At 56.6% G+C, this 22846-nt stretch carries 17 protein-coding genes; 10 read left to right on the top strand and 7 right to left on the bottom strand.

Features of this window, described 5'->3' with window-relative positions; genetic code table 11:
* Nucleotides 1–79: 79 nt before the first annotated feature.
* Nucleotides 80–2188, bottom strand: coding sequence for a S9 family peptidase (locus tag OQ371_RS22735; protein ID WP_265990624.1), 2109 nt, complete (start codon nt 2186–2188; stop codon nt 80–82).
* Nucleotides 2189–2408: 220 nt separating this feature from the next.
* Between OQ371_RS22735 and tkt the strand changes: the two genes are divergently transcribed.
* From tkt to OQ371_RS22690, 9 genes are all read left to right on the top strand, one after another.
* Nucleotides 2409–4424: a transketolase gene (gene tkt / locus OQ371_RS22730; protein ID WP_265990623.1), complete on the top strand. Its 2016-nt coding sequence runs from the start codon at nt 2409–2411 to the stop codon at nt 4422–4424.
* A gap of 102 nt (nt 4425–4526) precedes the next feature.
* Nucleotides 4527–4970: an RpiB/LacA/LacB family sugar-phosphate isomerase gene (locus tag OQ371_RS22725; protein ID WP_265990622.1), complete on the top strand. Its 444-nt coding sequence runs from the start codon at nt 4527–4529 to the stop codon at nt 4968–4970.
* Between the two features lie 168 nt (nt 4971–5138).
* Nucleotides 5139–6248 carry a transaldolase gene (tal, locus tag OQ371_RS22720; RefSeq protein ID WP_265990621.1) on the top strand — a complete coding sequence of 370 codons (1110 nt, stop codon included), beginning with the start codon at nt 5139–5141 and terminating at the stop codon, nt 6246–6248.
* Nucleotides 6249–6250: 2 nt separating this feature from the next.
* Nucleotides 6251–6907, top strand: coding sequence for an HAD family hydrolase (locus OQ371_RS22715; protein WP_265990620.1), 657 nt, complete (start codon nt 6251–6253; stop codon nt 6905–6907).
* Nucleotides 6888–8315, top strand: coding sequence for an NADP-dependent phosphogluconate dehydrogenase (gene gnd / locus OQ371_RS22710; RefSeq protein WP_265990619.1), 1428 nt, complete (start codon nt 6888–6890; stop codon nt 8313–8315). Before OQ371_RS22715 ends, gnd begins: the two co-directional genes overlap by 20 nt.
* Nucleotides 8312–9829: a glucose-6-phosphate dehydrogenase gene (gene zwf, locus OQ371_RS22705; RefSeq protein WP_265990618.1), complete on the top strand. Its 1518-nt coding sequence runs from the start codon at nt 8312–8314 to the stop codon at nt 9827–9829. Before gnd ends, zwf begins: the two co-directional genes overlap by 4 nt.
* Nucleotides 9826–10566, top strand: coding sequence for a 6-phosphogluconolactonase (gene pgl, locus OQ371_RS22700; protein WP_265990617.1), 741 nt, complete (start codon nt 9826–9828; stop codon nt 10564–10566). The genes zwf and pgl overlap by 4 nt, the downstream gene beginning before the upstream one ends.
* Nucleotides 10567–10699: 133 nt before the next feature.
* Nucleotides 10700–11191 (top strand): hypothetical protein, encoded by a 492-nt coding sequence (locus tag OQ371_RS22695; protein ID WP_265990616.1) that lies wholly within the window; start codon nt 10700–10702, stop codon nt 11189–11191.
* A 42-nt stretch (nt 11192–11233) separates the two neighbouring features.
* Complete coding sequence (locus tag OQ371_RS22690) at nt 11234–12127, top strand: alpha/beta hydrolase (RefSeq protein ID WP_265990615.1); 894 nt, start codon at nt 11234–11236, stop codon at nt 12125–12127.
* 19 nt (nt 12128–12146) lie between these two features.
* Here the strand turns inward: OQ371_RS22690 and OQ371_RS22685 are convergent, their stop codons facing one another.
* Both OQ371_RS22685 and OQ371_RS22680 read right to left on the bottom strand, forming a co-directional pair.
* Complete coding sequence (locus OQ371_RS22685) at nt 12147–13421, bottom strand: polysaccharide pyruvyl transferase family protein (protein ID WP_265990614.1); 1275 nt, start codon at nt 13419–13421, stop codon at nt 12147–12149.
* 85 nt (nt 13422–13506) lie between these two features.
* Entirely contained in the window at nt 13507–14130 is a 624-nt protein-coding gene (locus OQ371_RS22680) for a pyridoxamine 5'-phosphate oxidase family protein (RefSeq protein WP_265990613.1), read from the bottom strand.
* A 111-nt stretch (nt 14131–14241) separates the two neighbouring features.
* Between OQ371_RS22680 and OQ371_RS22675 the strand changes: the two genes are divergently transcribed.
* Complete coding sequence (locus OQ371_RS22675; protein WP_265990612.1) at nt 14242–15711, top strand: aminotransferase-like domain-containing protein; 1470 nt, start codon at nt 14242–14244, stop codon at nt 15709–15711.
* A gap of 10 nt (nt 15712–15721) precedes the next feature.
* On the opposite strand, the gene OQ371_RS22670 is transcribed toward OQ371_RS22675, so the two are convergent.
* The 4 genes from OQ371_RS22670 to OQ371_RS22655 form a co-directional block, all read right to left on the bottom strand.
* A complete protein-coding gene (locus OQ371_RS22670) occupies nt 15722–16486 on the bottom strand; it encodes a cupin domain-containing protein (RefSeq protein ID WP_265990611.1) in 765 nt (254 codons plus the stop codon).
* A 112-nt stretch (nt 16487–16598) separates the two neighbouring features.
* Complete coding sequence (locus OQ371_RS22665) at nt 16599–18188, bottom strand: SusD/RagB family nutrient-binding outer membrane lipoprotein (protein WP_265990610.1); 1590 nt, start codon at nt 18186–18188, stop codon at nt 16599–16601.
* A gap of 40 nt (nt 18189–18228) precedes the next feature.
* Nucleotides 18229–21603 carry a SusC/RagA family TonB-linked outer membrane protein gene (locus OQ371_RS22660; protein ID WP_265990609.1) on the bottom strand — a complete coding sequence of 1125 codons (3375 nt, stop codon included), beginning with the start codon at nt 21601–21603 and terminating at the stop codon, nt 18229–18231.
* 211 nt (nt 21604–21814) lie between these two features.
* A complete protein-coding gene (locus tag OQ371_RS22655) occupies nt 21815–22840 on the bottom strand; it encodes a FecR family protein (RefSeq protein ID WP_265990608.1) in 1026 nt (341 codons plus the stop codon).
* Nucleotides 22841–22846 lie beyond the last annotated feature (6 nt).

Below are 22846 nucleotides of genomic sequence, written 5' to 3'. Positions count from 1 at the left end.
ATTTGTAATGGTCAACTAATCGGGTAGACCGATTTTGGGGTAGATGGGTTGTAAACCGGTAACAAATTAGCTCGCAGACTTATTTTTCGCGTTTCAACAGGTAGCGTTTGAAGAAATCGACGGTGGCCTGACCGACTTTCAGCGCATTGGCGTGGCGCATCCAGTGGTGTGTATCGTCCGGAATCACCAGCGTTTCCATCGGCACGCCCTTCGCTTCCAACCGCCGGACCAGATCCGCGCTCTGGCTGAAGCCGACGTTACGATCGTCGTCGCCGTGAATCACCAGCACCGGCGAGGTCCAGGTCGGGACGGCCGAAACGGGCGATGATTCCCACGTAATCTGGGCCGCCCGGTCTGCATCCGGAACCTGCTCAATCCGGTTGGAACGGATGCCCGGCCGGTAAACGGCCAGGTTGTGCTCCCCGTGAATATCCACCCCGGCGGCAAACAGCTTCGAGTCGCGGGCCAGTGCCAGGGCCGTCAGGTAGCCACCGTACGAACCGCCGTACACCCCGATGCGGCTGGCGTCTACCCCAGGCTGTCTGGCGAGCCATTCGCCAGCCGCCCGGATGTCCTGGTATTCAGCCGCCCCGTTTTCTCCACCGTCGGCCACCTGATGAAAGTCGTAACCGTATCCGATTCCCAGCCGGTAGTTTACCGACAAGACCGCAAAACCGAGACTCGTCAAGTACTGATTCCAGGCGTAGGCGTTGGCGTAGTAATCCGAGTAATGCCAGCCGAGCAGCATCTGGCGCGAGGGACCGCCATGGATGTAAATAATGGCCGGTTTCTTCCCGGAACCACCCGCCGGTTCGAAAAGCTGTGCATGAACACTAACCCCGTCGGCGGCTTTGAAAACCACCTGTTTGGGCGTCACCAATTGCTGGGTTGGGAAATTGGTCGGTAGCAGGTTCTGGGCCAGCAGCCGGGGCGACCCTTTCGCAAAGGGCATCACGGCGGGGAGCGGAGGGCGCTGGGCGGTGGCGCTGATCAGGGCGAGGGTCGCTCCGTCGCCCGTAACAACCGGCGTCCATTCCAGACCAGCACCCGGAGTCAGCACTTCCACGGCGGCTTTGTCGACGGGCACCCGGACCACGTGTCGCCGGTCGAGGTCGAGTTTGTCGGGACCGGTATTGGCGCTGAAAACGAGCCACTGCCGATCCGCGCTGAGCCGGATGTGTTCGGCCATGAACGAACCGGGCGTCAGCCGCAGCGGGGTGCCCCCGGTCGACGGAATCGAATACAGGTGCGGCCAGCCATCCTGGTACGATACATAAACGATCCGGTCCCTGGCCGCCCAGTGCAAATTGAACCCGCCGTTGGTGGACGGCACCGAACCCGCCAGTGTTTTGGGGGCCTGCCAGATGCGGACGGTTTTTCCGCTGCCAACGTCAACCGTCCAGAGGCCCCAGGGCTGGTGCTTTGGGGTCAGCAGCGAATCCGGCGGGCCACCAACTCCGGGTGTCCGGACAAAGACGATTCTGGAACCGTCGGGCGACCAGCGGGGCGACGCGTCGCGGGAAAAGGAGGGGGCCAGCCAGGTAATGGGGGTTTGGGCATTGGTAAAGATTCCAATGAACGCGTGGTCGCGCCGGTTGGAAACGAACGCCAGCCGGGTACCGTCGGGCGACCACTGAATCGAGCCATTTTCACCCCGGGCCGTAAAAAGCTGGCGGGCCGCCGAGGAACCATCCAGCGGGGCGGCCCAGATTTGCCCGCCTTTGAGAAAGGCGACCTGATCGTTTTTGGGTGAGATGGCGGGTTCGTCGCCTTCGGAAATGGAAGTTGGCGCTCCGCCGTTGAATGGTACGCGCCAGACCTGCACTTTAATGGGGGTAGGGGAAGATAGGGGGTTTACCGGCAGGGCTTCATCCCAATTGGAACCGTGATCGCCCCCGCGAACGAAGACCACCCAGTGGCCGTCCGCCGAAATCGACAGGCTGGTAATCTCCTGTCCGTCGTCTTCCGTGTAATTAGTGAGTTTACGGGGCACAAAATCCGGCCCCTCGGCCACGTACACATTCCGTTTGCCCTGCTCATTAAAGACCCAGGCCAGGCGTGAACCCTGGGCCGAAGCCGTCAGGTCGGACGGAAACGGGTAGCTGCGAACGGATTCTAGCGTAAACGATTGAGCAGAGGTAACTGCGTAAGGGATAAGCAGGAGGCAAAAGAGAATCAGGCGTTTCATAAACTGGGTTTGTATTCTGAAGCCTGAAGGTAAGCAGGGAAAAGGTTATTACAGAGTTCATCAGCGCTTATCAGCGTTGGGCAGCGTCTCTGAGGTGGTGAGATACGCTCCGTTCTTCTCTGCGAAATAACTTTTATAACCAAATCGTAACAAACAAACCGTTTGGCCGTGGGTTTATTAAAGACTGTACCAGGTATATCATCAATTCCCTCCATCTATAATGAAAACCACAACCCAATCTATTGAGCAGTTAAGCATCAATACCGTTCGGGTATTGGCGGCCGACGCCGTGCAGAAAGCCAACTCCGGTCACCCCGGCTTACCCATGGGGGCGGCTCCGATCGGCCACATTCTCTGGACGGAAGCCATGAATTACAACCCACAAAACCCCGATTGGCCCAACCGCGACCGGTTTATTCTGTCGGCGGGGCACGGGTGTATGTTGCAGTATTGTTTCCTGCACCTGACGGGTTACGACCTGAGCATGGAGGACCTCAAGCAGTTTCGGCAACTCGACAGCCAGACGCCCGGCCACCCGGAGTACGGTTTATCGAAGGGCATTGAGATCACCACGGGACCGCTGGGACAGGGGTTTGCCAACGGAGTCGGGTTTGCTGTTGGACAGTGTCACCTGGCGGCCCGCTACAACAAGCCGGATTTTAAACTTTTTGACTATAAAATTTACGCCCTCTGCAGCGACGGCGACATGATGGAGGGCATCACCTCCGAAGCGGCTTCGCTGGCGGCTCACCTGAAGCTGGGCAACCTGATTTATTTCTACGACGACAACCACATTTCCATCGAAGGCAGCACCGATCTGACTTTTACGGAAGATGTGGCCCAGCGGTTTCAGGCCTACGGCTGGCACGTGCAGGTTGTTCCCGATGGCAACGATCTGGAAGCCTTGTATCAGGCCGTTAAAGCCGCGCAGGACGAAACCACCCGCCCTTCGCTGATCAAAGTTCGCACGCATATTGGTTACGGAAGTCCCAACAAAGCCGATACCGCCGACGCCCACGGTTCGCCGTTGGGAGAAGATGAACTCCGGCTCGTGAAAGAAAACTTCGGTTTTGACCCCGATCAGTCCTTTGTGGTGCCCGAAGATGTGCTGCATTATTACCGCGAAATTGGCAAGGAGCGGGCCAAGAAAGAAGAACAGTGGAACGATCTGTATAAGGCCTACAAGGCGAAATACCCCGAACTGGCTGAGGAGTTTGAGTGGGTGACCAACGGAAAATTACCGCAGGGCTGGGAGGAAAAGATTCCGGTTTTTCCGGCGGGCGAAGAAAAAGTGGCCACCCGGAAAGCTTCGGGTAAAGTCCTGAACGCCATTGCCGATTCGTTGCCGCACCTCATCGGCGGTTCGGCCGACCTGTCGCCCTCGACGGATACGGATCTGAAAGACTACAAGTCATTTACGGCCGACAACCGCGAAGGCCGCATCTTTCATTTCGGAATCCGGGAGCACGCGATGGGGGCCATTCTGAACGGGTTGGCGGTCACCAAAGGCATTATTCCGTACGGTGCTACGTTTCTGGTCTTTTCTGATTACCTGCGGCCCACGATTCGGCTGGCGGGAATTATGAAAATCCGGCCAATTTTTATCTTTACGCACGACAGCATCGGTTTGGGGGAAGACGGCACCACGCACCAGCCCATCGAACACCTGATGGCGTTGCGGGCCATTCCCAATCTGGTGGTCATTCGCCCGGCGGACGCCAACGAAACGGCCCAGGCCTGGCGCATAGCCATCGGGCATCCGGGCGGACCCGTTGCCCTCATCCTGACGCGGCAGGGATTACCGGTGATCGACCAGGAGAAATACACGAAAGCAACGGAGCTCGAAAAAGGCGCTTACATCCTGTCCGATTCGGAAAAAGAACCGGATGTGATTCTGCTGGGCACGGGTTCGGAAGTTTCGTTGTTGTTGCAGGCGCAGGAGGAACTGAAGAAAGATTCGATTGCCGCCCGGGTGGTGAGTATGCCGTCGTGGGAACTGTTCGATCGGCAGGATGATTCTTACAAGGAAAAAGTCCTCCCGAAAGCCGTAAAAAAACGGTTGGCGGTTGAAGCGGGGGCCGTGCTGGGCTGGTACAAATACGTCACCGACGAAGGCGATATCATTGGCATGACTTCGTTTGGCGAATCCGCCCCGGCGGCCGATCTGTTCAAGAAATTTGGCTTCACGGTGGAAAATATCGTGAAACGGGCCAAGGCGCTGGTTGGCCAACAGTAATTGAAAGACGGTTTTCGGTGGACGAACATTTTGGTGTATACACCAGAATTTGTAACTAGAGACCCCGAAAACCGCATTCCTCCAACGATAAACCGGAAACCAATGAAAGTAGGTATTGCCGCCGATCATGGCGGGTTCGAACTGAAAGAAACCCTGCGCGATTTTCTGGCCAATCTGGGTCACGAAGTGGTCGATTTTGGTGCTCATGCGTACGAAAGTACCGACGACTATCCCGACAAGATCATTCCGCTGGCGCAGGCGGTTTCCAAAAAAGAGATTGAGCGGGGGGTGGCCGTTTGCGGCAGTGGCGTCGGGGCGGCTATCGTTGCCAACAAGATCCCCGGCGTGCGGGCTGCTCTGATCAACGATCATTTTTCGGCCCATCAGGGTGTAGAAGACGATGATATGAACTTAATTTGCCTCGGCGGACGTATTACAGGCAACCGGGTGGCCGAAGAGTTCGTTCAAACGTTTCTCGACGCCAAGTTCAGCGGTGCCGAACGGCATTTGCGCCGGTTAAACAAAGTAATCGAACTGGAAAAGTGAAGGGTTTTGATACAACAGGGTTAGAAGAATGAAAGGTTGGCGGTGGCGTTTGAAGCGCAGGCCGTCGGTCCCAAAATCATCTACCTGATCAAGTATCATTCCTGAAACCATCCCGTCCTTTTCACCATCTCAACCATTTAAACCATTAACTACAACCCATAAATCAGTATGGCAACCAATCGAGTAAAACAGATTCACGAGTTTGGTCAGAGCATCTGGCTGGATTTCATCGACCGGAAAATCATGGATACCGGCGAACTGCAGAAACTGATCGACGAAGACGGCGTTCGCGGCATTACGTCGAACCCGGCCATTTTCGAGAAGGCCATCAGCAGCAGTTCCGACTACGATGAGGACATCAAAAAACTGGCGAAAGAAGACAAAAGCAACGAAGATATATTTTACGGTCTGGCCGTCAGCGATATTCAGCGGGCGGCTGATTTGTTTAAACCCGTTTACGAAGAAGAAGACGTTCGGGGCGCCGATGGCTACGTGAGTCTGGAGGTTTCTCCGCACCTGGCGCTGGATACCGAAGGCACCATCAGCCAGGCCCGCCAGCTCTGGAAAGCCGTGGACCGCGAGAATGTGATGATCAAAATCCCCGGAACTGCGCCCGGCCTGCCCGCCATTCAGACCGCCATCAGCGACGGCATCAACGTGAATGTAACGCTGCTGTTCGGACTGGATCGCTACGAAGCCGTAACGGATGCTTACATTTCGGGCCTGGAAGCGCGCGTGGAGGCTGGCCAGCCCATTGCTCACATTGCTTCGGTGGCCAGTTTCTTCCTGAGCCGGATTGATGTGATGGTGGACCCGATCCTGGATGAAAAAGGACTCGGTGAACTGAAAGGTCAGGTAGCCATTGCGTCGGCCCGCAAAGCCTACGAAATCTACAAACGGGTGTTCAACAGCGAACGGTTTGCCAAACTGAAGGAAAAAGGCGCTAAACCGCAGCGGTTGCTGTGGGCCAGCACGAGCAGTAAGAACCCGGACATTCCGGATACCAAGTACGTGGAAGAACTGATCGGACCCGATACCGTGGATACCGTTCCGATGGAAACGCTGGAAGCTTTCCGGGATCACGGCGTGGCCGAAAACCGTCTGGAAAACGATCTGGACAAATCGACCGAAATTCTCGAAAAACTGAAAACGGCGGGTATCCAAATCGATGAGATCACCCAGAAGCTGGAAGACGAAGGCATCGAGAAATTCAACAAACCGTACGACAAGCTGCTGGCGGCCATCGATACGCAGAAAAAAGCACTCGAACACGCCTGATTATGGAGTTAGCTCCGATCAAATTTCTCTTTCTGGATGTTGGGGGCGTGCTTCTCACCAACGGGTGGGGGCACGAATCCCGGCAGCGGGCGGCCCAGACGTTCGGGTTCGACTATTCGGAAATGGACGTGCTGCACGACTTTATCTTCAACACCTACGAGATGGGTCGCATCACGCTCGACGAGTATCTGGACACGGTCGTTTTCCACAAGCCGCGCGATTTTACCCGGGAGGATTTCAAATCGTTTCTGTTTGCGCAGTCGGTTGAATTGCCGAACATGCTCGAATGGCTGATTGAGTGGAAAAAAGCCAATCCGCAAATTCGCATTCTGTCGATCAACAACGAAGGGCGCGAACTGAACGATTACCGCATCAAAAAATTCAAGCTGCACCGCTGTTTCGATGCCTTCATTTCGTCGTGCGAAGTGGGCATGCGCAAACCGGACCCCGGTATTTTCCGGCTGGCAATGGGCGTGGCGCAGGCGAGTCCGGAGCAGTGTCTGTACTTCGATGACCGCCTGATGCTGGTGGAGGCTGCCCGCCGACTGGGCATTCAGGCCCAGCACCATCAAACGTTTGAAGCGACCAAAGCCATCCTGGAGAAGCTGAATCAAGAACCGATAAACTTGCAAGAGTTCAATGGCAGAAACGAAGTATAATTTTGGAATGATCGGCCTGGGAACGATGGGCCGCAATTTGCTGCTTAACATGGCGGACCACGGTGTTCCGGTGGCCGGTTACGACATCAATCCTGATCAGGTCGCCGGTTTTGAAAAGGAAGGTGAAGGAAAACCCGTGAAGGGTTTCACCGATCTGGCGGCCATGACGCAGAGCCTGAGCACCCCACGGGCCATCATGATGCTGGTACCCGCCGGTAAGCCGGTTGATAACGTCATCGAAAAGCTGTTGCCGCTGCTCGAGCCCGGCGACATAATCATTGACGGAGGAAACTCTCATTTTACGGATACCGTCATTCGGGACAAGTACCTGGACGAGAAAGGACTCCACTTCTTCGGGATGGGCATCTCGGGTGGCGAAGAAGGTGCCCGCAAAGGGCCGAGCATGATGCCGGGCGGGGACAAGCAGGCGTACCTGACGCTGAAACCCATCTTCGATGCCATTGCCGCCAAGGTAAATGGTGAACCCTGCGTGACCTACATTGGACCGGGTGCTTCGGGCCACTTTGTCAAGATGGTCCACAACGGTATTGAGTACGGTCTGATGCAGCTCATCGCGGAGACTTACGAAATGCTGCGCAAAGGACTCCAGCTTGATAATCAGGAGCTTCATCAGCTCTTCAAAGGCTGGAACGAAGGCCGGTTGCAGTCGTTCCTGATTGAAGTTACGCGCGATATTTTCAATTTCAAGGAAGACGGCGCGGATCAGTATCTGCTCGATCTGATTAAGGATCAGGCCAAATCGAAAGGAACCGGCAAGTGGACCTCGCAGGTGGCGATGGATCTGGAAGTGCCCATTCCGACCATCGATATGGCGGTGGCCATGCGCGACCTATCCAAATACAAAGTTCTGCGCGTGAAAGCCGCGGGCGTGTACGGTGGCGAACCGGCCGCCCTGAACGTGGACAAGGAAGAATTTTTGAAGTCGGTGGAAGAAGCGCTGTATTTCAGCACCGTCATGACCTACGCCCAGGGCCTTGATTTACTCTACCGCTCGTCCATCGCCTACGGGTACAACCTCAATCTGGCCGAAATTGCCAAAATCTGGCGGGGTGGTTGCATCATCCGGGCGGAGCTGCTCAACGATATTTTCGACGCCTACACCAAAGCCCCCAGCCTGGAACACCTGCTGCTCGATGACTCTATTCGCGAACAGGTGGCGCGGAGTCTGGGCAGTATGCGGGCGGTGGTCACCTCGGCCATCACGGCGGGACTGGCCATTCCGGCTTACGCGGCTTCCCTGACCTTCTTCGATGCGTTCCGCAGCGAGAACATGCCGTCGAACCTGATTCAGGCCCAACGCGATTATTTCGGTGCTCACACCTACGAACTCATTGGTAAAGAAGGCGTTTTCCACACCCACTGGATGCCATTACCCAGTAAACCATGAAATCAACCCTCACACCGCAGCCAACCGTATTTATCATTTTTGGCGGCACCGGCGACTTGGCCTGGCGCAAGCTGGCCCCGGCCTTGTACAACCTCTACCTGGACGGTTGGATGCCCGATCATTTTTCGATCATTGGCACCGGCCGTACGCAGCTTAGCGATGAACAGTTTCGCGAAAAACTGCTGGAAGGAATCGACAAGTTTTCGCGCAGCGGCAAAGCGAAACCTGAGCAGTGGGAAACCTTCAGCAAGAATATCTACTATCAGGTTTCGGACCTGAAAGACGAAAAAACCTATCAGGAACTGGGTTCGCGCATCGAATCGTACGAAGCCGAATGGAATCAGAAAGCTGACCTGATTTATTACCTGGCGGTGGCTCCCAACTTCTTCCCGATTATTGCCGAGAACATCGCCAAAAAATGCCCGTCGGAAGGCCTGGACCGCACCCGCATCGTCATTGAAAAGCCGTTTGGTCACGACCTGGAGTCGGCCAAGGCCCTGAATGCGCAATTGCAGAACATCTTCGACGAGAAGCAGATTTACCGCATCGACCACTACCTGGGCAAAGAAACGGTCCAGAACATCATGGCGTTCCGGTTTGCCAACTCGCTGCTCGAACCGATCTGGAATCGCAATTACATCGACCACGTCCAGATCTCGGTCACCGAGCAACTGGGCGTTGAAGACCGGGGCGGGTATTACGACGGTGCCGGAGCCATGCGCGACATGATTCAGAACCACATCCTGCAACTCCTGTGCCTGATTGCGATGGAACCGCCGATCAACCTCGACGCCGATGAAATCCGCAACCGCCGGGTAGACGTGCTGCGGTCGATGCGCCGGTTCGATGCCGACGCCATTCGATTTGGGGCGGTTCGCGGGCAATACGGCCACGGCTGGATTGAAGGCAAGGAAGTACCCGGTTACCGGCAGGAGCCCGAGGTCAATCCCGAATCCAATACCGAGACGTTTGCGGCTGTCAAGTTTTTCGTAGACAACTGGCGCTGGCAGGGCGTGCCGTTCTACGTTCGCACCGGCAAGCATTTGAGCCAGTCGGCGTCCGTGATTTCGATCCAGTTCAAGAATGTACCGCATTCGATCTTCCCGGCCGAGTCGGCCGAAAACTGGCAGCAAAACCGCCTGATTTTCAGCATCCAGCCCGAAATGAGCATTCGGTTGCAGATGCAGGCCAAACGGCCCGGTCTGGAGATGACGCTCAACCCCGTAGACCTGGTGTTCGACTACAGCGGTACCTACGCCGGGAAACCACCGGAAGCCTACGAAACGCTGCTGCTCGACACGATGCTGGGCGACCAGACGCTGTTTATGCGCAGCGATCAGGTGGAAGCCGCCTGGGAACTGATCATGCCGATTCTGCACGCCTGGGGCAACAAGAAAAGCCTGAGCTTCCCGAATTACTCGGCGGGTTCGTGGGGACCAGAAAACGCCGAGGCCCTCATTGCGCAGGACGGTTTTCACTGGTTTACACTTCCCATGAACGGCAAACACGGATGAGCGAGCCTACTCTGCATATTTACGAAACGGCCGACCAGATGCTGGTGGCGCTGGCCGACTTTTTTATCCAGACGGCGAAGCAGTCGATCAGCGACACCGGTCGGTTTTCGGTCTCGCTTTCGGGCGGCAGTTCGCCCAAAAAGCTCTACGAACTGCTGGCAACCCCGGAGTACAGCAGCCGGATTGACTGGGATAAAGTCGATTTCTTTTTCGGTGATGAACGGTATGTGCCCGCCGATCATCCGGACAGCAATGCCCTGATGGTCAAAAAGGCCCTCTTCGATCCGCTGCGGATTCCGGCCGAGCATATTTTTACGGTCGACACCAGCCTGCCGCCCGACGAAGCCGCGCAGCGATACGCCGAAACGATTCAGGACCGCTACCAGGCCGAACATGTCCGGTTTGATCTGATTCTGCTGGGGTTAGGCGACAACTCGCACACGGCCTCGCTCTTTCCGCACACGCCGGTTTTGCACGATACGTCCGTTTCGGTGAAAGCCGTTTTCCTGGAAGATCAGGATGTGTACCGCATCACCATGACCGCCCCGTTGATCAACCTGGGACGAAATCTGGCGTTTCTGGTCTACGGAAAAGGGAAGGCCGAAGCCGTCGAAGCCGTGCTGAACGGTCCGGAAGACATTGTGAATCATCCCGCCCAACTCATTCGGGCTGCGGAAGGTGAGGTGCATTGGTTTCTGGACGAACCCGCAGCTTCTGCTTTATCAAAACAAGCGTAAAATCTATTTTAGTACTAATCACGAATAGCCGGGTTTGGAAACATATCCCGGCTATTTTTTTATTGTTATATATAAGAAACAATAATATAAAAGTTTGATAGTTTTATGGAAAACCCCTTAAACTTTTATCAGTATGAAAACACTGCAAAAAAACTTAATTCTGACGACATTTGGCTTGTGTCTCTCCATCAGTTACCTCTTCGCGCAAAACCTGCCTTCCCTGCTGACGAACGCCGATAATGGTGATTATCAGGAATCGCTGACAGAAGCCGAGCGCAAACTCCGAAAAGCATTTCGGGAAACAGATTTTAAAAAGCTCAAAGATGAGCGCTTCACGAAACCGCAGGAAGTGGAAACGGCTTTTACCCTAAGATTCGACCGGAACCGGCGGGAGCAGACGTTAAACCTCTACTATTTTATTCCCAGACAACATCTGAAATTGAAACCTGATGTCCAGATTTTGAACTGTCAGGGGGCAGCGACCCGACTGAAAAAAGAAATCTTTACGCGGGACGGTATGATAGTTTATGAAGTATTTCCACTGGAAACACCTGCTGAGTTTTCGCAGGATAACGTGCGGTTCAAGGCGTCGGTCCCCGGCAAACTCGTCGCGTTTTTGAATTGAGGCCGTTAAGCCGGAACTTGCAACTGGCTAATTCACGTATTGATGCTTTTCCTGCGGTTGTTCTGGCAAGTTCCGGCTGTTTTGCTGGTTTTTGTTATTCTGGTTTTCCTAGTGAATGAATGCGCGGTTGCCCGGCCCAGTCGGCGGGTGAAGGACGTGCCGTATGTGGCAGCCAGTGAGCCTGATTTTGACGCAAAGCGCCACGTACTGGATGTGTATGTGCCCCGTCGAAATGCCAAAGAGCTCCGGCCCGTCGTGCTTTTTATCCACGGCGGCAACTGGGATAGCGGCAGTAAAAACCTTTACTGGTTCGTCGGGCGTCGGCTGGCCAAGCAGGGCGTGGTGGCGGTGGTCATTAGTTACCGGCTTGCCCCCGCAATCCAGGTGCCCGGCATGGCCGACGATTGCGCCCGGGCCTTGCGATGGGTTCAGCGTCACATTGCGGAATTGCGTGGTGACCCGGCCCGGATTTTTGTGATGGGGCATTCGGCGGGGGGTGGCCTGGCGGCTTTGTTAGCCACCGATCAACGGCTGCTGGATAAATGGCAATTGCCCCGGAATGTGGTCAAAGGCGCGATTCTCGACGACCCGGCGGGACTGGATATGTTTGATTACCTGAAGAAGATGGAGTACCCCGGTGACGATCAATACCTGGTCCCGTTCGGCCAAGATTCAACGGTATGGCGGGCCGTGTCGCCGTATTTTCAGGTTACGGCCCAATGCCCTCCCATGCTGATTTACACCGGAAGCCGCACCTACCCGAGCATTGCCAGCAGCACGCAGAAATTTCACCAGCGGTTACGGGAGTTGGGCGTTAAACACGAATACAAAATTCTGCCCGGCAAAAAACACATTGGCATGGTAACCCAATTATTCTGGCAGAAAAACCTCATTTATCGGGAATTACTGCCGTTTGTTGGCGCATCAAGTGAATAAACATCTTCCGTTGTGATCATCAAATCATCAGCGTTTTAGCCAGAATTGCCATCGTTTCACGCTGGCGTTTTTCCACAAACGCCCGGCCTTGGGCGGCTTTTTCGCGAGCGGCTTTGGGGTCTTGGGCCATCGCCAGGACGGCCGGAACGATGCGGGCCACGTCTTCGGGTTTGTCTACGTCAAACAGCCAGTCGCCCAGGCCAATGTTCTGCCACATGAAGCCTTTGCTGGTCTGTTCGGCAAACCGGCAGACGATGGCCGGAATGCCGTGGCCGATGCATAGGATGGGCGAGTGCATTTCCAGCCCGAACAAACCCGCCGAGCGGACGTAAGTGCTGACGGCTTCGTCGGTGAGCCAGTAACGGTCGCGCCAGACTACTTTTTTCCTGACGTCATCCGGCAGTTTGTCCAGCAGAATCTGCTTACCGAGCTTCACCTGCGTTTCGTCTTCCGGTACAATCAGGATTTTCAGGGGCGTCTGCCGGACCACCGCCGTGATTGCGTCCCGCAGCGGGGCGTGGTCGTGTTCGCGCAGGGCTTCGTTCCGGGCATTGCGCTCCGGGTTGAACGGTGTTTTCTTGCTTGGAATTTCCCAGTAGGGCGTAAAACGCGACCGCGGAATAACGCACAGAAACTGGCCTTCCTTCAGCCCATTCTTTTGCAAAAAATCCGTGGCTGCCGAATCGTTTCGGAAATCCACGGCAAACGCGCCATCCGGGGCAAACTCCATGATCGGGCTAGCAATTCCGGCTTTTTGGGCAATGCCGAGCGAAACCGAATCGCGGAAGAAGACGAACTGTGCCTTATTGAGCAGTTCCACATCCAGCGGATTGATCTGGTTGGCAGCCGCTCCGGGCGCGTACACGCCGGGAAAAGTAATGCCGTAAATGCCGTACGGTTTGCCCGTTTCCTGGCTCCACCGCTTCACATCATTGCGGGCCACCAGCGACGGCCCGGAGCCGTGGAGCAAAAAGCTGCATTCGCTGAAAGCCCGGCTGATGGCGTCCGGCGTCTGGATGATCGGCACCTTGGGAAACCGTTTTTGCAACAATTCGGCCACCCCGTTGTCTACGCTCGACGGCCAGAGCCGCACCTCCACCTCGGGCAGGTATTTTTCCAGCAACGCAATTACGCCGGGTGTATGGCCAATGTCGCCGATGTTGACCGTCTGCCAGGACGACCGCAGAATTATCGATTTTTTGGCCGCCCGACCGGTTTGAGCCAGCGCCGGAAGGCTCATCAGCAGCCCCAGCAGCGACGGAGTTTGGTGGAGAAATTCGCGACGGTTGATCATCGGTAACACGGTTTAGGCGGTAGCCGCGGATGGGCTGAATGATTGAAAAACGTGATTACCGGCAATTCCTACTCATCGCGATGGGCTAGCGCAGGTACGCCGGCAACGGCAACAACTGGCTCGACTCATCCGGAATGGCCGCCCGGCGCACGGTTTCGAGCGGAATGACGCCCGACCAGATGGGCAACTCCTTGTCTTCGGGTTCGTCGTTGGGGCCACCGGTCCGGGTTTTGGCCGAAGCTTCTTCCAGCGAAAACGAAAGCACCGTGGTCTTGCGAATCTCGCTGGCGGTTTCCGGGCGCAGATCCGCCCACCGGTTCGGGATGAGTTGATCCGTGATCAGGGCCAGGGCGCGTACTTTCTGGTCGTAGTCGTCCACTTTTTCGGCCCGCGCAAAAACGATCACGGAGCGGTAATTGACCGAGTGACTGAATCCCGATTTAGCCAGCACCAACCCGTCGAGGAGGGTCACCGAGATGCAGACCGGAATGCCCTTCTCTACCTCCCTGATGAAGTGACTGCCCACCGAACCGTGGATCAGCAGCCGGTCACCGTCGCGGGCAAAAGCCGTGGGCAGCGACCAGGGCTGACCGTCGACGGCGTAGCTGATGGTGCAATACAGGGCTTCGTCCAGGATGGCGTAAATGGATTCGGAGTCGTAGTGGGCGCGTTTGGCCGAGCGGCTGGGCGTGGTTCGTGGCGTTTGCATGGGCGCTATTGGGAAATGATTTTCGTACCTGTTGTTACGGTTCGTGCGGCAAAAGTGCTATTTTGCCGGGCTAGTCAAATCGTCCAGTTTTTGAAAAACCAGTAGTCCGGTATGCTGCCGTTCAAATCCCTGATTGCCCTTGATAAATCCGCCCAAACGGCGGTGTTTCTGCAACTGGCCGGGCAAATCCGGCAACTGATTGGCGAAGGGGTATTGCCAACGGGACAGAAGTTGCCGGGTACGCGCCAGTTGGCTGATTTGCTGAAGCTCCACCGCAAAACCGTCATTGCCGCCTACGATGAACTGCTGGCGGAGGGCTGGCTCGAAGCGCGGGCGGGCAGCGGTACGTTTGTGGCGGGTCAGTTGCCGCTGGTGTTGCCAAAGCCCATTGACAAAAGAAATGACGGGCAAAAAGGCCCAGCGGAACCCGGTTATTCGTTCGTCCGGCGAGCGCACCTGGCCCGGCCCCTGTTGCTCATGAACGACGGCCTGCGGTTGGACGACGGTTTTCCGGATATTCGGATGGCCCCCATGGACGAACTGGCCCGGGCCTACCGCTCGTATTTTCAATGGGGCAATCCGCAGCAGCATTTTGGCTACGGCGACCCGAAAGGCAACCGGCTATTGCGGGAAGAACTATCGGTTTTTCTGAATGAAACCCGGGCGCTCCAGACCACGCCGGACAACATTTTGCTGGTGCGGGGCAGCATCATGGGCATCCATCTGGCGAGCACCTTGCTGCTGGAACCGGGCCAGAGCGCCGTGGTGGGCGAAACCAACTGGTCGGGGGCCAACATGAATTTTTGGCAAACCGGTGCCAACCTGCTGACGGTTCCCGTCGATGAGCACGGGATGGACGTGGAGGCTCTGGCCGACATCTGCGGGCGTCGGTCGGTTCGGCTGGTGTATGTGACGCCCCACCACCATTACCCGACCACCGTAACGATGCCGCCCGACCGCCGGCTGCGGCTCCTGCAACTCAGCCGGCAGCACGGTTTTGCGATTCTGGAAGACGATTATGATTACGAATTTCACTACCTCCGTCGCCCGATTCTGCCGCTGGCCAGTGCCGATCCGCACGGCATGGTGATTTACGTCGGCTCGCTGTCGAAGTCGGTGGCTCCGGCGTTTCGGATTGGGTACGTGGTGGCTCCGGAAGCCGTCATTGATGAACTGGCCCGTCTGCGCCGGATCATCGACCGGCAGGGCGACACCATGCTCGAATTTGCGGTGGGGCAGTTATTTCGCAACGGCGACCTGCGACGGCATCTGAAAAAAGCCCACCTGGCCTACGCGGCCCGTTGTCAACACTTCTGTTCCCTGCTAGAAAACGAATTGAACGGCGTGGTACAGTTCGCCAAACCGGAGGGTGGCCTGGCGGTCTGGGCGCGTTTTGACCCCAACATTGACCTGAAAGAACTGGCCGGAAAAGCCCGGCGGGAAGGGTTGACGTTCGCCGACGGACTGGCCCACAACCCGCCCGGACAATCGCTCAACAGCACGCGGCTGGGCTTCGCGTCGAGTACGGAAACCGAGCTGGAACAAAGCGTCGCGTTGATGCGAAAACTAACGCGGGGATGAGGGAAAGCCGTTACTCGAACTGGAACGCGAAGTAGGTACACGGTTTGGAACCCGTATTCTGGATGCCGTGGGAGACGTTGGATTCCAGGAAAATGATGTCGCCGACTTCGGCCGGATGCAGTACTCCGTCGATGCTTTCCTGGGCGGTATTTTCGATTAGCAGCAGGATTTCGGCGGCCCGGTGGGTGTGGGGCGGGTGGCTCCACAGGCCCGGATTCAGGGTGGTGACGTGCATTTCGAAGCGTTTGCACATGACCGTCGATTGGTCGAACATCCGCCGGATGCCGCCTTTGTCGTGGGGTTTATAGGGCACGGTGGTCCAGTCGATCCAGAACGAGCCGCCCGCCATCCGGGTCAGGTCCAGGTCCGGCACTTCCTTGGAGGTATACCGTATCACGAAGTAGGTCACCGGTTTAGTGCTTTTGTTGGTAAACCGGTGCGCATCGCCCGGTACCACCAGCACCACGCTGCCGGGCCCCAGCGTTTTGATTCGCTCGCCCAGCGTGACGGTCAATTCACCTTCCTTAACAATCACCAGAATTTCGTCGTCCACAATCTGGGCGGGTGGTTCCGGCTGGTTGGCAAAAAGCGTAACGCCGTGGACGCTGAAGTCGTTGAAATCCCGCGTAGTGCCCTCCACCAGCGTCCGTTCTTCGTAACCAGCGTACTTTGTAACCGGCGCTTTGCTCCAGGAATAGACCTTCGAAGGAATGGTTTGGGCCAGAGAGGGCTGGATAAAAACACCGAGAAAGATCAGCAGCAGGAACGGTTTCATGGGTTCGGATGGTTGGGTCGCGATGGAAAAAAGGCTAACAACGGCTCAAAACTAGCTAAAAAAAAGGTCAGTATTCGTGCGAATACTGACCGGTGAACGGGCTGGCCAGGCGTTATTTGTCCCACCAGACGCGGGTCGTGAACAAATCCGGGCCTTGCTTCTGCACGGCGGCAGTGTAGGCATCGGTGTTCAGGCTGGCTTCCGATTCGGGGTAGCGCAGCCGCCGGGGAATGGTACCGCCGGTTTCGTTGCCTGCGTAATTGGTGGGCGTCAGTTTGGGGTAGCCAGTCCGGCGCCAGTTGGCGTAGGCTTCCACGTTGGTCATGAACATCGACACCCAGAACTGGTTGTGAATCTGCTCCATCTGCTTTTCAAAACTACCTCCGGCGAACGGATTGGCGGTCAGGTAGGCGGTGATGGCGGCCGGTGAAATGCTCAGGCCACCCGGATACAGCGTTTCGGATTCCATCGACGCCCGGACGGCATTCTCGTAGCGCGTCTTTACATCGTCGGTGCTCCAGCCCCGCAGCGCGGCTTCGGCCAGCAGAAGCGACACTTCCGCGTACGACTGGAAAATCGTTGGCGTTGATAAACTGGCGATGGTGTGGATATTGATTTCGGAGTATTCGGCCTGCATGTTGTCGGTCCAGTTTGGAATCAGCGACTTGATCGTTGTGTAATCGTAGCCGCTGGGCAGGCCCTTCTGCACGTCGGGGGCCGTGGTTTGCGGCAGTTTCGACGCGTCGGCGTTGCCCTGCCAGAGCGTGGCGTAGAACGGCATCCGGGGGTCTTTGGTCGCTTTCAGGTAGTCGATAAACGTTTTGCTCAGTTTGGAGTACCCTTTGCCCTGGGCCGAGGGCGGCACGCCTTCACCGCCCTGCAGCAGGTAGGCATCCACGTTCCAGTTGTTGGCCGAACCGCCCGTGTGATCCAGCTTAGCGATGTCGGCGTTGCTCTGCATGACCCCGCCCGCAATTGCTTTTTTAACCCAGGTCTGGGCCAGCGCCGGATCTACTTTCGTGAGCCGCATCCCGAGCCGGAGCATCAGCGAATGGGCAAACCGTTTCCATTTCGTCACATCGCCTTTGTAAATGAAATCGGCGTTGCCGAAGGTGGTTTTGGCCGCGTCCAGCGCCAGCGCGTTGTCCTCCAGATCCTTCAGCATGGCCGGATAAATCTCCGACTGGGTGTCGTAAGCCGGTTTATAAATGGCGTCGGTGTAACCCTGTCCGGCCTGGGTGTAGGGAATGTCGCCGTACATGTCCGTTACGCGGTGCAGGATGTAGACGCGCCAGATGCGAGCCACGGCTAAGTAATTGGAAAGCTCGGGCTTGTCTTTTACCAGGTCGATGATCTGGGCGGTTTCCTTCAGCTCGCTGCTGTAGGCCGTTTCGAAAAGCCCCTTGTTGTAATCCTGTTTGTAGAGGTATTTATCGCCGGTCCACTGCCAGGGATTCAGTGAGGAAAAGTACTGCACGAAGCAGCCCGACAGTTTGGAGTTGGCATAGAGCGTGTTGTTGTCCCCGTCACCGGCGGTTTTGATCAGGCTGTTGGAAAACAAACTGCTGATGACCGGGTCCGTAAAGGCGTTCGGATTCGTGTTCATTTCTTCGAACCCCTGGTCGCAGGACGACAGGGCCAGGGCGCTCACGAAGGCAATTTTCAGCGTATGGTTTTTCAGAAGTTTCGTTAGGGAATTCATGGTGGTTTCTGGGATTAAGTGAGTGAACAACCGGCGGAGGTCAGAACCGGACCAGCAGGTTCAGACCAAAACTGCGGGTGGGCGGCACCCCGAAATTTTCCAGCCCCTGGGCGTTCGAACTGCTGTAGTTTGACTCGGGATCCACGTTCTTAACCTGGCTGTAGAGCAGCAGTAAATTCCGGGCCACGAACGAGAGGCTGGCCGACTGGAACGGGGTTTTGGCCAAAACCGTCCGGGGTAGCGAATAGCCCAAGATCAACTGCCGAAATTTGACAAACCCGGCGTCGGACACATAATCGTCGGTAATCGAAAAAGCCGTTCCCTGAAAATACGTCTGGGCGTCGATGGTTTTAGTCAGCGGGTTGCCCTCCGGATCCACGCCCGTTACCGTTACGCCCGTTTCCCGGATGCCGTTCTCCACCGTCCGTTGGTGCAATCCGTAGTTGGTCGCGTAAGCGTTGGTCGACACGTAGAGTTTCGAGCCAAATTTGCCGTCGAGCAGGAAGTTGAGCGAGAAGTTCTTATAGCTGAAGGTGTTGGTCAAACCCAGCGTCAGGGGCGGCACACCCCGGCCTAGCGGCATAAACGGGCTCTGAAGCGGCAGGCCACTGGCTGCGTTGTAGACCACCTTGCCGTTGGCGTCGGTTCTGGCCCGGTAACCCGCGATCATCCCGAAAGGCATTCCTTCGAAGTGGTAGATAAAACCGTTCTGCGTTCGGGCCGTAGCACCGGGCAGAGCCAGGCTTTTCAACCCGTCCGCGATGGTAACCACGGTATTTTCGTTGTAGGCCATGTTGTAGCTCACATCCCACCGAAAACCGTTCGAAAGCCGGAGGGGCGTGCCCGTCAGCAGCAGCTCGATGCCCCGGTTGCGAACCTTACCGACGTTCAGCGAAACGTTGGTGTAGCTGGACGAAAACGGCACCGTGGCCCGGACGATGTCGTCGGTGGTGGTGCGGTCGTACACCGTCAGGTCCACGCCCAGTTGGTTGCGGAACAGGCGGGTTTCAATCCCAAGTTCGGTGGTGGTAGACGTATACGGTTTCAGGGCGCTGTTGGGAATGGTGTTTCCGCTGATGAGCATAAGCGGTTGGCCCAGGTGCGACTGCGAGGGCGCGGCATAGGCCAGCGTCAGACCGTACGGATCGGGGGCCCCGCCACCCACTTTCGCCCACGACGCCCGGACTTTGGCATAATCCATCCACGACGGCTTGGCTTTCAGGGCGTCGGAAAGGACGTAGCTCAAACCCACCGACGGATAAAACAGCGTGTTGTTGTCGGCGGAGAGCGTCGAGAACCAGTCCTGCCGACCCGTCAATGTCAGGTACAGCAGGTTGTTGTAACCAATATCCGCCGAACCGAACACCGAATTGATGCCAAACTTCCGGAAACTTTCGGTGTACTGCTGGCTGCTCCCGTTGGTGATAAAGTAGTTGAACGGCACGTTGAACCGACCGCTTGAAGCCGTTACCCCACTCGACGTATTCACCATTTTGTTGCCGCCCACGAGCGCACTGACCGAAAAACGGCCAAACTCTTTGTTGAACCCCAGAATGGCTTCGGCGTTGCTCTCGGAGGTGTTGATGCGCCGGGTGCTCATCTCGCCCTGGTTGTTGTAGGCCGTCCCGGTGGGCGTAATGTCGTTGCCCTCAATGGTGAACTGGTCGATGCCCAGCCGACCCCGGATGTACAGGAAATCCGTGAGGTTGTACCGCGTGCTGAACGAACCGATCACCCGACGACGGTCGTCCTGGTTGCGGACTTTGTTTACCACAAAATACGGATTGGCTACAAAAACGTAATCGTTCCAGAGCGTTTCGTAGCCCCGGTCGTCGTAGCCCGGTGCCAGCGTCCGAATGTCGAGGCTCGTAGCGGCCAACTGCACCGAAGCGTTGGGGTTTTTGGTAAAGTCGGCCACGTAGGTTCGGTTTTTCACGGTTTCCAGGTTGTACTGCACATTGCCCTCAAAAACCACTTTCTTGGCCAGTGTGGAGTTGGCGCTCAGGCTGAATGTTTTGCGGTTGACGGACGAATTTTCGACAATGCCCTTGTTGTCCATGTTAGACGCCGAAAACCGGAAGTTGGTGGTTTCGTTGCCGCCACTGATCGCGAGCGTGTTGCTGAAAGTGCTCCCGGTCTGGTAGAAGTTTTTCACGTTGTCGCGCTGCGCTACGTACGGGCGGGCCACGCCGTCGGGCTGCATGGCCGATGAGCCGTCCAGTTTCGCCCCCCACGAGGTCCGGCCGTTGGCAATGGCTTCGGCCTGCGTCGTCGGTTTCACCCCCCGCGAACCCGATCCGTATTCGTACTGCCAGTCGGGGAAGGAGAGGGGCCGCTCGGCGGTGTAGGTAGACGCCAGTTCGACGCCCAGCCCTTTCTGCCCTTTGCCGGATTTGGTCGTGATGATAATCACCCCGTTGGCCGCCCGCGAACCGTACAGGGCCGCGGCCGTTCCGCCTTTCAGTACCGAGATGTTTTCAATGTCGTCGGGGTTGATGCTGAGCAATCCATCGCCCTTGTCGGTGCCGCCGTAGGTACCCGGTGATCCCTGGTTGGTGTTGTTGATCGGAATACCGTTGACAACGTAAAGCGGCTGGTTGTCACCGCTTAACGAACCGTTTCCCCGGATGATGACCCGGCTGGAACCGGCCGCGCCGTTGGCCGTGCTGGTGGCGTTGACCCCGGCAACCCGGCCCGACAGGGCGTTGCCCAGGTTGACTTCGCGGGCCTGCGTAAAGTCACTGCCTTTTACTTCGGTGACGGCGTAGGTCAGGGCTTTTTTGTCTTTGGCAATGCCCAAAGCCGTTACGACCACTTCGTTGAGCGCCATCGCTTCCGGTTCGAGTTGCACCGTAAGATCCGTCCGGCCGCCCACCTGAACTTCCTGCGCCTTGTACCCCACGAAGCTGAAAATCAGGACCGCATTGCCGTCGGGCAGGTCGAGGGAATACCGCCCTTCGGCGTTGGTGGTCGTACCGGTTTGCGTGCCTTTCACCACGATGCTGACGCCCGGCATGGCCCCGCCTTTCTCGTCGGTCACCCGGCCTTTCAGGTTCAGCAGGCCCGCCCGACTGGGGACGGGCGTTTTTTCGGGAGCTTTCCGGTGCAGCAGAATGTGCGTATCGACCACATCGTAGGCAATGTTAAGGGGCGTCAGCAGCTCGTCGAGCACCCTGGCGAGCTGGCTCTTTGACACGTTGATGGACGTTTTCTGGTGGGAGCGGATGCTGTTGGAGCTGTAGACAAACTTGATGTTGGTCTGTTTCTCAATCTGGTTCAGGATCTGCTTCACCTCCACGGATTCCATTTTGAGCGAAACCTCTTTTCGCAGAATTTCCTGCGCGTGGCTGTCGTACGCAAACGACAGGCTACAGAACAGGGCCGACAGCAGCACCTGGGCAACAGCAATTTGCATACTCTTCATCACGCAATGACGTAGGGATAAACTTTTTTGCATAATTTTAAGGGTTTTTGATGTTAACAGACTCAGAAACAGGGCGTATCCGGCGTTGAATTGGCGTTTGGGCCGGAGCGCAACGGGCCAATCATGTTACCAGCATGATTGGCTTTTTTTGTGGAACGGGCGGGACTTTTACATGGGCGGATGGGTCGTGAAAAGGATTCGTTTAGTAACAGCCATCGCCCCGTACGAAGAAGGTGGTGCCCCGGAGTTCGTAGCTGGCGTTGACGGATTTGCAGATAAACATAAGCTGGGTGTGGAGCGACAGGTCGTTGAGGTTGCCGGTGAACACGCAGGTTTCCAGCGCGGGCGTTTCCGAGATAATCTCGATTTGATAGGCTTTTTGCAGGGCTTCCAGCACGCGCGGCAACGGCATTTCCTCGAAAACCAGCTCGCTTTTTTCGCGGGGTGGTTCGATGATCAGGGGGGCGGCCACCAGCCCGGCCACCAGCTTTTTGGCGGTTTTGTCGAAAGTGATTTTCTGATTCGGATTCAGAATCATGCCGTTGCGGTTCTGGACCGACTGCCGCCTGTTTTCGTAGACCGACACCCGGCCCGACACCACCTGCACCTCGATCGTTTTGGCATGACGGTACGATTCCACCGTAAAGCTCGTTCCCAGCACCTGCGTAACCAGTTCGCCGGTGTAAACCAGAAAAGGCCGTGATACATCCCGTTTGACCTTAAAAAACGCCCCGCCTTCCAGCATCACCTTCCGATTTTTGGCGTCGAAATGCCGCGGATAACTCAGCAGACTGTTCTTTTTGAGCGAAATCACCGTGCCGTCTTCCAGCGTCACGTCAAGAGGCAAAGACGAGGTGTTTTTCGTGACCACATAACCGCCCGGCGCAAACGGTTTGGCGGCTGGTTCGGCGGACAGATGAGCTGTCGTGGGACGGTTTGGCGGGTTTTTCGGGGAGCGGTAGAAGAAGTAAGCCAGTCCCGAAACCAGCACCACAACAGCCGCCAGCGCCAGTTGCTGCCAGGGTAGGCGGTAAGACTTCGTCCGCGCCGATGCCTGCAAATGATTCCAGAGCCGCTTCCGGGTTTCCTGCTGCTCGCCGGTCGTGAGTGGTTCGCGCTCGTCGTTCAGCACGTGGGCCGACCACCTCAGCACCTGCTCTTCCTCCTCCGGGCTGCATTGCCCAGCCAGGTACTTTTGTAACAACTGATCAAAATCGTACTGATTCATTGCGGT

The organism is Larkinella insperata (assembly GCF_026248825.1).
In the GTDB taxonomy this organism is placed as follows: Bacteria; Bacteroidota; Bacteroidia; order Cytophagales; family Spirosomataceae; genus Larkinella; species Larkinella insperata.
Note: the sequence above shows the minus strand (reverse complement) of the source record. Positions and strands in the feature narration are given on the sequence as shown.

What these genes read in the sequence shown, in the direction of transcription:
- OQ371_RS22735 (WP_265990624.1), bottom strand. Translation starts at nt 2,188, where the DNA reads ATGAAACGCCTGATTCTCTTTTGCCTCCTGCTTATCCCTTACGCAGTT.
- tkt (WP_265990623.1), top strand. Translation starts at nt 2,409, where the DNA reads ATGAAAACCACAACCCAATCTATTGAGCAGTTAAGCATCAATACCGTT.
- OQ371_RS22725 (WP_265990622.1), top strand. Translation starts at nt 4,527, where the DNA reads ATGAAAGTAGGTATTGCCGCCGATCATGGCGGGTTCGAACTGAAAGAA.
- tal (WP_265990621.1), top strand. Translation starts at nt 5,139, where the DNA reads ATGGCAACCAATCGAGTAAAACAGATTCACGAGTTTGGTCAGAGCATC.
- OQ371_RS22715 (WP_265990620.1), top strand. Translation starts at nt 6,251, where the DNA reads ATGGAGTTAGCTCCGATCAAATTTCTCTTTCTGGATGTTGGGGGCGTG.
- gnd (WP_265990619.1), top strand. Translation starts at nt 6,888, where the DNA reads ATGGCAGAAACGAAGTATAATTTTGGAATGATCGGCCTGGGAACGATG.
- zwf (WP_265990618.1), top strand. Translation starts at nt 8,312, where the DNA reads ATGAAATCAACCCTCACACCGCAGCCAACCGTATTTATCATTTTTGGC.
- pgl (WP_265990617.1), top strand. Translation starts at nt 9,826, where the DNA reads ATGAGCGAGCCTACTCTGCATATTTACGAAACGGCCGACCAGATGCTG.
- OQ371_RS22695 (WP_265990616.1), top strand. Translation starts at nt 10,700, where the DNA reads ATGAAAACACTGCAAAAAAACTTAATTCTGACGACATTTGGCTTGTGT.
- OQ371_RS22690 (WP_265990615.1), top strand. Translation starts at nt 11,234, where the DNA reads ATGCTTTTCCTGCGGTTGTTCTGGCAAGTTCCGGCTGTTTTGCTGGTT.
- OQ371_RS22685 (WP_265990614.1), bottom strand. Translation starts at nt 13,421, where the DNA reads ATGATCAACCGTCGCGAATTTCTCCACCAAACTCCGTCGCTGCTGGGG.
- OQ371_RS22680 (WP_265990613.1), bottom strand. Translation starts at nt 14,130, where the DNA reads ATGCAAACGCCACGAACCACGCCCAGCCGCTCGGCCAAACGCGCCCAC.
- OQ371_RS22675 (WP_265990612.1), top strand. Translation starts at nt 14,242, where the DNA reads ATGCTGCCGTTCAAATCCCTGATTGCCCTTGATAAATCCGCCCAAACG.
- OQ371_RS22670 (WP_265990611.1), bottom strand. Translation starts at nt 16,486, where the DNA reads ATGAAACCGTTCCTGCTGCTGATCTTTCTCGGTGTTTTTATCCAGCCC.
- OQ371_RS22665 (WP_265990610.1), bottom strand. Translation starts at nt 18,188, where the DNA reads ATGAATTCCCTAACGAAACTTCTGAAAAACCATACGCTGAAAATTGCC.
- OQ371_RS22660 (WP_265990609.1), bottom strand. Translation starts at nt 21,603, where the DNA reads ATGCAAATTGCTGTTGCCCAGGTGCTGCTGTCGGCCCTGTTCTGTAGC.
- OQ371_RS22655 (WP_265990608.1), bottom strand. Translation starts at nt 22,840, where the DNA reads ATGAATCAGTACGATTTTGATCAGTTGTTACAAAAGTACCTGGCTGGG.